Consider the following 10,295-nt stretch of genomic DNA (forward strand, 5'->3'; position numbering starts at 1 on the left):
TTGTCGTCGGTCACCGCAGCACGCTGCGGCTCCCTCCTCCGCCTTGCGAGACACCACCTGACCGATCCTCGCCACGGCAAGATCCACAGGACAGGCCCTAGTCGGCCAGGTCGACCGAGCGGCCGCTGTCAGCGCCGATCTCCGCGCCGATCTGGTCGATCACGTCGGCCGGGATGGCGGTGTCGACGGTGAGCGCGATGAGAGCCTTACCGCCCTTGACGTCCCGGGCCACCTGCATCGAGGCGATGTTGATCGAGTGGTCGCCGAGGATGCGTCCGACCACGCCGACGACGCCGGGGCGGTCGGTGTAGGTGAAGAACGACAGGTGGTCGGTCGGCTCGATCTCCATCTGGTAGCCGTTGACCTCGACGATCTTCGTGATCTGCCGCGGACCCGACAGGGTGCCGGAGACCGAGACCGCACGGCCGTCGGCGAGGACGCCGCGGACCGTCACGACGTTGCGCCAGTCGGGGCTCTCGGCGCTGGTGACCAGCTCGACCGAGACGCCCCGGTCCTTGGCCAGCAGCGGGGCGTTGACGTAGGTGACGGAGTCCTCGACCACGTCCGTGAAGACACCCTTGAGCGCGGCCAGCTCCAGCACGCGGACGTCGTGGGCGGCGATCTCGCCGCGCACCTCGACGTCGAGCTTGGTGGCGACCTCGCCCGCGAGAGCCGTGAACACCCGGCCGAGCTTCTCGGCCAGCGGCAGGCCCGGCTTGACGTCCTCGGCGACGGCGCCGCCCTGGACGTTGACCGCGTCGGGCACGAACTCCCCGGCCAGGGCGAGCTTCACGCTACGCGCCACCTGGGTGCCGGCCTTCTCCTGGGCCTCGTGGGTGGAGGCGCCCAGGTGCGGGGTGACGACCACCTGGTCGAGCTCGAAGAGCGGGCTGTCGGTGACCGGCTCCTTCGGGAACACGTCGATGCCGGCCCCGGCGACGCGGCCCTCCTTGATCGCGGAGTAGAGGGCGTTCTCGTCGATGATGCCGCCGCGGGCGACGTTGATGAGGCGGACGTTCGGCTTGACCGCGTGCAGCTCCCTGTCACCGATGAGGCCGATGGTCTCCTTGGACTTGGGCAGGTGCACCGTGATGAAGTCGGCCTCGCGCAGGGCCTCCTCCAGCGTGACCAGGCGGACGCCCATCTGCGCGGCGCGGGCCGGCTGCAGGTAGGGGTCGTAGGCGATCAGCTCGACGCCGAACGGCTGGAGGCGCTGCGCGACCAGCTGGCCGATCTTGCCGAGACCGAGGATGGCGACGACCTTCTCGTCGAGCTCCACGCCGGTGTACTTCGAGCGCTTCCACTCGCCGCCCTTGAGCGCGGAGTGCGCCTGGGCGACGTTGCGGGCGGAGGCGAGGATCAGCGCGACGGTGTGCTCGGCGGCGCTGGTGATGTTGGAGGTCGGCGCGTTGACCACCATGACGCCTGCCTTGGTGGCGGCCTCCACGTCGACGTTGTCCAGACCGACACCGGCGCGGGCGACGACGCGGAGCTTGGGCGCGTGGGCGATCGCCTCGGCGTCGACCTGCGTGGCGCTGCGCACGATGAGCGCGTCCACGTCGGCGAGCGCGAGCAGGAACTGGGCACGGTCGGCGCCGTCGGTGTGGCGGACTTCGAAGTCCGCGCCCAGGACCGCGAGACCGGCCTCGGAAAGTTCCTCGGCGACCAGTACGACGGGCTTGTTCACAGGCTGGATCCTTACTAGGCGGTGAGGGTGCACGGACCTCACGTAGTCTATCGGCGCTTGTGAACGTATTCACGAGTGTCCCGAGATGCGAGACGCGACCGCCTCCATGATCCAGCACGCCGGTACCCGCCCCTGACGCATCCCATGCGCCAAAAATTCAAGTTGGTCTTGATCCTAAGAAAACTTCGCGATTACCCTGATAAGCCGTGGGTCACTACCTATCGTTCCTCATATGAGCATCGGGAACCCCGCTCTCGGCAACGTACTCGCGCAGCACGGCGAGCCGCACCGGCTGCTGGCGGCGCTTGCCGAATGGGGACTCCTGGTCGCCGTGCGACCTGACCGCTCCGTCGTGCTCGGCACGACGCAGGCCGGTGAGCGTGTCCTGCTCGGGTACACCTCGGCGGACACCTACGCGCGGCACCGTGGCGGCCACTCACTGTCGGCGTGCGACGCCGACACGGTCCTCGACATCCAGCGGGTCACCGGCGTGCGGGAGATAGTGATCGACGCGGCGGGACCCGCGGCCGCGGCCGTGCCGATCGAGGATCTCCAGCGGTACCTGCTCTCGAAGCGCAGCGGCCCCGCGCCCGTGCTGTCGAGCGCGACGCCGACGGCGTACGCGACCGGGGCGATGGCCACGGTCTCGCGTCCCGCGCCGGTGCGCCCGCAGAGAACGCCGGTGCCCGCCGCGCCCGCCCAGCCGTGGATCCCCGCGCCCCGGCCCCATCTGTCGGGGCCGATGCAGATGGTGGATCCCGGCTACCGGCGGTGCGAGCACCCGATCCTGCCCGCGCTGCGCGCCGCGATCTCGCACCTGCTCGTCGACTACCCGCTCGTCCATCACGTGTGGATCTCCGAGGCCAGCACCTCCTCCGGCGCCCCGGGAATCATGCTGCACGTGAAGGTGCACATGTCGGCGGCCGAGGACGTGGTCAGGGACATCCATCGCGGGGTGCGCGCCCGGTTGCCGCAGCTCGCCGCGAGCGAGGCGCCGATCCTGATGGCCAGGGTCGCCGACGCCCGCAGCGAGCAGCGGATGGTCGAACTGGGCGCGCACGTGGTCTGCGCCGACGTCACCGACTGACTCCGGGCCCGCGGGACACCGCACGTTCCCGCCGGTCCCACGAGTCGGGACCGGCAGGTAGCGCGTCGTGCCGCGAGAGGCCGCGGGCGCTAGCCGGTCCTGCGGGTCAGGGTCACCCTCGCACGGGTGAACGCCCCCGCCAGCAGAGCCGCCAGCACCGGCAGACCGATCACCACGGCCGCGAGGAGAAGCCAGGGGATCTCGACCGTCGGCACGCCCGGCGGGAGGAATGAGAAGACCCCGTGTGTCCGAACCGTCATAGGCCAGGTCGCGGCGACTCCCGTCACGGCGCCGGCCACCGCGCCGATCAGCACGCCAAGCCCCGCGATGAATCCGGCCTGCCCGGCGACGACCAGCCTGCGTGTGCCTGGCGGCGCCCCGACGGCGGCCATCGTGGTGAGGTCGGGCCGCATGTCCGCCGCCGCGAGCCCGGTGGCGACGAACGTGCCACCCAGCACCAGGATGACCGCCGCGCCCAGGAGCAGCCACATCTCGGGGACGATGTCGCCTTGGAATCCGCGCTCGACGGCGACGTAGAGGTCGGCCCCGGGAACCACTGCCGCGAGTTCCCATTCCAGCGCCACTCCCTGCCGTTCGGTTAGCCGGCGTGCGGCCGGGTCGACGTACAGGACGCGGGGCTCGGTCTTCAGCCCGGCGTTCCGTACGGCGGCGAGCGGCAGCACCGCGACGGCGTGCCGGGGATCGGCGGCCCTGGCCAGGACGGCGGGAACCACGATCTTCCTGGGTATCGCGATTCCGTCGTCGAACACCACGGTCTCTCCCAGGGGGACCGCGGTCGCCGTCACGACGGGGTTCAGGGTGAGCTTCCCGTCCCGCACCAGGCGGGGATCGAACACCACTGCCTTTCCCGAGGCGAGCGCGGCCGCCGCCACGGGGTCCCGCCGTCCCTGCACGAGCGTGAGCAGCCGTTCGTCTCCGATGGGAAGATTTCCATAGAAGCGTCTCCTCTCGTCCTCCGCGTTCTCAGCGGTGGGCTGGATTTCCATCCAGACGGACGCCCCCCTGGTGTCCTTGACCACGGCGGCCTCGACCAGTGGCACCCCGGGCAGCACGCGCCCGACGGTGGCTCTCAGCGTGGCCCACCGGTCGTCGTCGAGTTCACCGGCCTCGATCGTCGTGCTCCCGGCCGGGACGACCGCCTGGAAGGCGTCCCGGTTCTGGGCGAAGTTACTGTTCACCGCGATGCCGGCCGCGACGACCGTGGCCGTGGCGGTCATCACCGCCGCGACGGCGGAAGCGGTGCGGCCCCGGTGGCGGGAGGCGTCGCGGGCGGCCAGCCGGAAGGGCAGCGGGAGCCGGGCGGCCAGGGCCGCAGCACTCCTGACCAGCCTCGGTGCCAGTGCGACCAGCCCGAACTGGGTGAGGACCGCGGCGGCGAAGACCCAGACCACGTCGTACCTGATGGACAGGACGGTCGCCGCGACTCCGGCCGCGAGGAGGATCAGGCCCAGCACCGGGCGGCCCACCCGGTCGCGCACCATGCTCCGGCGCTCGCCGAGCACCGCCGCCACGTCCTGCCGGGCCGCCTGTACGGCGGGCACCAGGGCGGCGACCACCCCGCTTCCCGCGCCGAGCAGGGTGACGCCCACGATCGGGAGCCAGGGGATCTCCAGTGGGCCGATCGCGCCGATCAGCCGGCCCGCCTCCAGTGCGGCCGAGAGCGACGCCAGGCCCACGCCGAGGACCAGGCCGAGCGCCGCGGCCCCGCCGCCGAGGACGACACCGTCGGCGAGGACGATCAGGCGCAGCTGCCTCGGTGAGCCGCCCTGGGCGGCGATCAGCGCGAGTTCCCTGCGGCGGCGCCGGAGGCCGACCGCGAAGGCGGGGCCGGCCAGCAGCACCACCTCCAGCACGATCATGACCCCGGCGAGTCCGATCGCCACGGGCCGGTTCTCATTGCCCGAAGGCGTGAGCCAGTCGCGGTCGGGCGGGTTCTCGATGACGGCGCGGGACTGGACCAGGAGTCCGACCGCGTTCAGCCGCTGGACGACGGCCCCGGTGACCGGTCCCGGGGTGTCGACCAGCCAGTTCGTGCCCTGGGTTCCTGGCCGGGCGAAGAGCAGGGTGCCGGGGAGCCCGACGATCTCCGTGGCACGGGTCCGGTGCGGGTGCTCGAGCACACCGACGACCCTCATCGGTTTCCTGTCCCGCGTGACCCCCAGCGGCGCGCCGAGGCGAGCCCCCCGCCCCAGTAGCTCCGAGGTCACCGCGATCTCCTGGGCGGAGGCCGGGAACCGGCCCTCAAGCAGGCGGTACATTCCCGCCGTCAGAGGGTCTCGCAGGTCCACCTCGCGCGCGCTCACGTGGTCGCGGCCGTCGGCGGCCAGGTAGTCGACGCTGCCCTCGTTCGCCGGGAGAAACCGGCCCCCGGGCCCGAGGAGCTTTCCTAGCTCGGCCGGCGTCCAGAACGGTGCGCGGCCATTGAGTTCGCCGTTACTCGACCACATCCGGCCTCTGATGTCCTGCCTCACCTCCCCCTGTACCGAGGCGACCCGGATCAGGGCGTCGGCCGTGCCGAGCTCCGCGCCGAGGCCCTCGCGGGGGTTGATGTCAGCGGTCTCGACCAGGGTCAGGAAACCTGTGATGACGAGGACGGGCAGACCGATCATCAGCATGATCAGCGCGCTGCGGCCGCCGGCCCGCAGGGCGTCCCTGCGGGAGATCCGCAACGCGGCGAGGAGGGCGCTCATGTGTTCCTCCCGCCTCGCGGCCGGATGTCCGTTCGCGCGCTCATCGGGCGCTCTCCAGGGGGACGGCGGTGGAGTCGGCGATCTCGCCGTCGCGCAGGAAGACCACCCGGTCGGCCCAGGCGGCGTAGCGGGGTTCGTGGGTGACGAGCAGCACGGCGGCTCCCGCGTCGCAGCGGGTGCGCAGCAGCCGGAGGATGTCGTCGCCGGTCGGGGTGTCCAGCGCGCCGGTGGGCTCGTCGGCCAGGAGGAGTCGCCGCTCCCCGACCAGCGCGCGGGCGATGGCGACCCGCTGGCGCTGGCCGCCGGAGATCTCGTCGGGGAAGCGGTCGGCGACCTCGCCGACGCCGACCTCGGCGAGCACCTCCAGCGCCTCTCGGCGGGCGGCCTTGAAGGCGACCCCGTCCAGCTCGCGCGGGAGGGTCACGTTCTCCAGCGCGGTGAGCGAGGGAATCAGGTTGAGGTCCTGGAAGACGTAGCCCACGTGCCTGCGCCGGAGCCCGGCGAGCTCCCGTACCGACAGGCTCGCCAGCGGCGTGCCCTCGACGGTCACCGATCCGGAGGTGGGCCTCTCCAGACCCCCGGCGAGGTTGAGCAGGGTGGACTTGCCCGACCCGGAGGGGCCCATCACCGCGACCAGCTCTCCGGCCTCGACGTCGAGGCTCACCCCGCGCAGTGCCGTCACGGCCTGCGGGCCTTCACCGTGCGTACGGGTCACCTCGGCGAGCCGCACGACGGGGCCGAGTGTCATCTGGGTCCCTCCGGCGTCCGGAGCGCTGGATTCGAGTGGGGGAAGGATGTCAAGTCTGTCTCCTACGTCTGAAGGGCCCGCGTCGAGATCCCGTGGCCGGGACCTGGCGTTCCCGGGCCTGTTTCCGGAAAGCCCGCGCCTAGGGGGTCGGAGGTTCGGCAGTGGCCGTGAGCACGGCCTCGCAGTGGTCGAGCCAGCGCTGTTCGGCCTCGGCCTGGAAGATCATCGAGTCGAGCACCAGCCGCTGGGCGGGGCCCTCGACGTTCGCGCGCTTGGCGCGGACGAACTCCTGCAGCGTGCGCATGGTCGCGGTGCGCTGGGCCTGGATGATCGGCCGTACGTCCGCGGCGGCGGTGACCGCCATCGCGAGCTTGATGACCAGTTCGTCCCGAGGCCGGTCCGACTGGACGACGGGGGTGCCGAACCATCGCTCCATCTCGGCCCGACCGGCCTCGGTGATCGAGTAGACGACCCGGCCCTGCTCGTCCTGCTCGCCGGGGCTCACCAGGCCGTCGCGCTCCATCCGGGAGAGCGTCGTGTAGACCTGACCGATGTTGAGCGGCCAGGTCGCCCCCGTCGACGCCTCGAACTCGGCGCGCAACTGGTAGCCGTAGCGAGGTCCCTGGCTCAGCAGGGCGAGGAGCCCTTGTCGAATCGCCATACATACTGAGTATGCATACCCAGTATGTCAGTTGCAAGAGATCTGCATATTCTGGACAGGTTCCGCCCTTGGGGCCGATACTCGGAGGATGAGCTCGACGCATCCCCCGTCCCGCGCCTCCGACGGGGATCGCGATCGTGCGATCAACGAGCTCCGTGACCGTGCTGTCGAGGGGCATCTGTCGCACGACACGTTCCTCGGTCGCGTCGATATGGCCCTGCGAGCGCGCAACCAGGGTGAACTCGACAATCTCGTCGCCGACCTGCCGCAACGCGGCCGGTTCCGCCGCATGATCACCGAGGTCGTCGCCTCGGCCTCCGACTTCACCAAGCGGGTGGAGTCGGCCTGGCGGCGTCCCAGACTGCCCAGGCTGGCACTGCCCGCCGACGACCGGGCCCGCTACGTGGTGGGCCGGGGCTCCGCCTGCGACCTGGTCCTCGCCGACCTGACCGTCTCCCGGGTGCACGCCGAGCTCCGCCGCGACGAGGACGGCTGGGTCCTCGTCGACCTCGGCTCGTTGAACGGCACCCGGCTGAACGACTGGCGCCTGGTCGGCCCGGCGAAGGTCCGGCCGGGCGACGTCGTCTCCTTCGGCGACTGCGGCTTCCTGATGATCACGCCTCAGCTGTTGTCATAACCCCACCGCCCGGCCCTCCCGGGTCCGGGCCGCGATCGCCCCGAACCGGGCCCGGTCATCTTCCTCAGTCGGCCTGGGTCTCCGCCGCTCCGGCCTCGGGCTCCACTGCCTCGGTCACCCCGGCTCCGGCCTCCCTGAGTTTCTCCGCGGTCAGGGTGTAGCGCATGGTCAGCAGGATGCTGACCACCATCAGCAGCGCGGGCAGCAGCGTCGCGCCGTACAGCGCGGCCGTGGTCGCCGACTCGGGCTGCGCGACCGGTGTGGAGGGGTCGGACTCCACGAATCCGGTCGCGCCGAGCAGCCAGCCGAGGATGAGCGCGCCGAACGCGAAGACCACGGTCTCGGCGGCGGTCCAGAGCCCGGTGAACACCCCCGCACGCCGCTTTCCGGTGACCAGCGTGTCATGGACGATCACGTCCGAGAGCATCGAGAACTGCAGCAGCTGGAAACCCGCGTAACCGATGCCGACGAGAAGCACGCAGGCGTGCGCGTACGCCGAGCCGAGCGGCCCCGAGAAGGCCATCCCGACGGTGCCCACCGTGAACAGCGCCGACGACAGGATCATCGCCCCGCGCTTGTCGTAACGCTTGGACAGCCAGACCCAGAGCGGCATGGTGATCAGCAGCGGGCCGACGATGCCCAGGAAGAGCGTGGTGGTCGCCGCCGGATCACCCAGCGTGTAGGTGGCGAAGTACGGCGAGCCGGCCAGCATGATCCCGGCCGCGAGCATCTGGGCGCAGCTCAGGCCGAGCAGCACCATGAACGTCCCGTTCGAGCGGGCGGCGGTGAACTGGGCGCCGAGCGACGGCTCCGCCTCGGCCCGCGCGACCATCGGGGCGCGGGCCGTGCCGAAGAAGGCGGCGAGCATCGACAGCAGCAGCGCCGCGCCGACGACCAGCCCCATCGTCCGGTAGCCGGAGACCTCGGTGCCCGCGATCATCGGCGCGATGGCCCCGGAGAGCAGGATCCCCAGACCGACGAAGACCATCTTCCACTGCAGCAGGGAGGAGCGCTCGTGGTAGTCGTCGGTCATCTCCGCCGGCATCGCCTTGTACGGCACCTCGTAGAAGGCATAGGCCGTCGCGGTGAGGAAGTAACAGAGGCCGACGTACAGCGCGGCGGACAGGCCGGTGAGCGGAGGGCCCACGAAGGTGAGCGCGAAGGTCACCGGCAGGGTGAGCGCGCCCAGCAGCATCCACGGGCGGCGGGCCCCGAAGCGGGAGACCGTCCGGTCGGAGCGCTGACCCACCCAGGGGTTGATGAACATGTCCCAGAGCTTGGGGAGGAAGGCCACCACCCCGGCGATCCAGGCGGGAACCGCCAGCACGTTCGTCATGTAGAAGAGCAGCAGCAGCCCGGGGACGGTGGAGAAGGTCGCGGTGCAGATTGAGCCGACACCGTAGCCGATGCGCACGCCGCGCGGCACGGTGACGACGGCGGGGGATGGCGCCGGGGAGATCATGCCACATTCAATCGCAGCGAGTGACCGCTTGGTAGGCCCCGGGCAACGTGAATATTTTTTCCCTTCCGCTCCGAGGGGCACCCTTCGCCGCACCCGGCCCAGTCGATCTCTATACCGGCCGATGTCATGAATGTCCAGCTCAGACAGGCCACAAAGGGGCTTTCCACGGTAGGTCGCCCCCAATTTGGACCGGTGCATCGCCGGCCCCAGACGCCTATGTGATCACTCCGGTTTACCTGGAGCCCATAATTAATGTCGGTAATTTGCTGACAAGGCCGATCTGTCCCCGACAGAATGCGGAACCGTCCAGCGTCTCACCAACTGGAGGAACCGACATGCGCAGACCGCTAGGGGTACTGCTGTGCCTCGGGAGCCTGGCGGCCCTCAGCACGCCGATCGCCACCGCGCACGCCGCGGCCGCCCCGCCGGCCGAGTGCCGCGTGTACGCCGCCAAGCCGTACGTCACCGCGGCGGGACGGATCCAGGCCTCCGCCGCCCGGCTGGGCTGCGACGACACCGCGCTGGTCCGCATCCGCATCAAGCGCGCCGTGGCCGGCGCCGACCCGGTCGTCAAGAGCGCCTCCCTGCGCGGGACCAACGGGCGGGTGACCGTGAGACTGGCGTGCGCCCCCGGCGTCTACTACTCCGTCGTCACCGACTACCGGGGCAACGTCAGCCGTTCCAAGGCCGCCAGGCTCGCCTGCTCCCCCGCGGCCACCCCGACCCCGAGCTCCACCTCCACCGCCCCGGCCCCCACCCCGACTGCCACCACCAAGCCGACACCGGCACCGTCCCCCACCAGCACCGCCCCCACCCCCGCACCGGGAGGAGGGTCCGCCGTCTCCGAGGAGGTGGTGCGCCTGACCAACGCCGAGCGACAGAAGGGCGGCTGCGCTCCACTCGTCTCCGACCCCCAGCTGCGCTCGGCCGCGCAGGGCCACTCCGACGACATGGCGGCCAAGAACTACTTCAGCCACACCTCACTCGACGGCCGGGACATGACCGCCCGCATCAAGGCGAGCGGGTTCAGCCCGATGCGTGCCTGGGCCGAGAACATCGCGAGGGGCCAGCGCACCCCTGCCGAAGTGGTGAAGGGTTGGATGGACAGCTCCGGTCACCGGGCCAACATCATGAACTGCGCCTACACCCATCTCGGGGTGGGCGTGGCCACCGGCTCCCAGGGCATCTACTGGACCCAGAACTTCGCCAAGCACTGAGCATCACCGGGCACCGGATCCGGGCGGGCGCCCAGCCCGGCCGGACCCGGCGTCCGACCGGCTCTCCCGCCCCGGCCGGGGCGGG

The 10,295-nt window shown here is 71.0% G+C and carries 8 protein-coding genes; 3 read left to right on the forward strand and 5 right to left on the reverse strand.

The window, feature by feature from the left end; genetic code table 11:
* Positions 1 to 97: 97 nt before the first annotated feature.
* Positions 98 to 1,687, reverse strand: coding sequence for a phosphoglycerate dehydrogenase (gene serA / locus ABZU75_RS42770; RefSeq protein ID WP_355567997.1), 1,590 nt, complete (start codon positions 1,685 to 1,687; stop codon positions 98 to 100).
* A 232-nt stretch (positions 1,688 to 1,919) separates the two neighbouring features.
* On the opposite strand from serA, the gene ABZU75_RS42775 reads away from it, so the two are divergent.
* Positions 1,920 to 2,774, forward strand: a complete 855-nt coding sequence (locus ABZU75_RS42775) for a hypothetical protein (RefSeq protein WP_350914735.1) — start codon at positions 1,920 to 1,922, stop codon at positions 2,772 to 2,774.
* A gap of 89 nt (positions 2,775 to 2,863) precedes the next feature.
* On the opposite strand, the gene ABZU75_RS42780 is transcribed toward ABZU75_RS42775, so the two are convergent.
* From ABZU75_RS42780 to ABZU75_RS42790, 3 genes are all read right to left on the reverse strand, one after another.
* Positions 2,864 to 5,485 carry an FtsX-like permease family protein gene (locus ABZU75_RS42780; protein ID WP_355568001.1) on the reverse strand — a complete coding sequence of 874 codons (2,622 nt, stop codon included), beginning with the start codon at positions 5,483 to 5,485 and terminating at the stop codon, positions 2,864 to 2,866.
* A 40-nt stretch (positions 5,486 to 5,525) separates the two neighbouring features.
* Positions 5,526 to 6,233, reverse strand: a complete 708-nt coding sequence (locus ABZU75_RS42785) for an ABC transporter ATP-binding protein (protein WP_355568004.1) — start codon at positions 6,231 to 6,233, stop codon at positions 5,526 to 5,528.
* Positions 6,234 to 6,372: 139 nt separating this feature from the next.
* Positions 6,373 to 6,894, reverse strand: a complete 522-nt coding sequence (locus ABZU75_RS42790; RefSeq protein WP_350966208.1) for a PadR family transcriptional regulator — start codon at positions 6,892 to 6,894, stop codon at positions 6,373 to 6,375.
* Positions 6,895 to 6,982: 88 nt separating this feature from the next.
* Between ABZU75_RS42790 and ABZU75_RS42795 the strand changes: the two genes are divergently transcribed.
* Positions 6,983 to 7,531: a DUF1707 and FHA domain-containing protein gene (locus ABZU75_RS42795; RefSeq protein ID WP_350914725.1), complete on the forward strand. Its 549-nt coding sequence runs from the start codon at positions 6,983 to 6,985 to the stop codon at positions 7,529 to 7,531.
* 64 nt (positions 7,532 to 7,595) lie between these two features.
* On the opposite strand, the gene ABZU75_RS42800 is transcribed toward ABZU75_RS42795, so the two are convergent.
* The gene (locus ABZU75_RS42800; protein ID WP_355568009.1) at positions 7,596 to 8,993 is read right to left on the reverse strand and encodes an MFS transporter; all 1,398 of its coding nucleotides are present in this window, start codon (positions 8,991 to 8,993) and stop codon (positions 7,596 to 7,598) included.
* 335 nt (positions 8,994 to 9,328) lie between these two features.
* Here ABZU75_RS42800 and ABZU75_RS42805 point away from each other — a divergent pair, with 335 nt between their 5' ends.
* Positions 9,329 to 10,210 (forward strand): CAP domain-containing protein, encoded by an 882-nt coding sequence (locus ABZU75_RS42805; protein WP_355568012.1) that lies wholly within the window; start codon positions 9,329 to 9,331, stop codon positions 10,208 to 10,210.
* Positions 10,211 to 10,295: the final 85 nt, after the last annotated feature.

It is taken from the genome of Streptosporangium sp. NPDC005286, from assembly GCF_040607515.1.
Taxonomy (GTDB): domain Bacteria; phylum Actinomycetota; class Actinomycetes; order Streptosporangiales; family Streptosporangiaceae; genus Streptosporangium.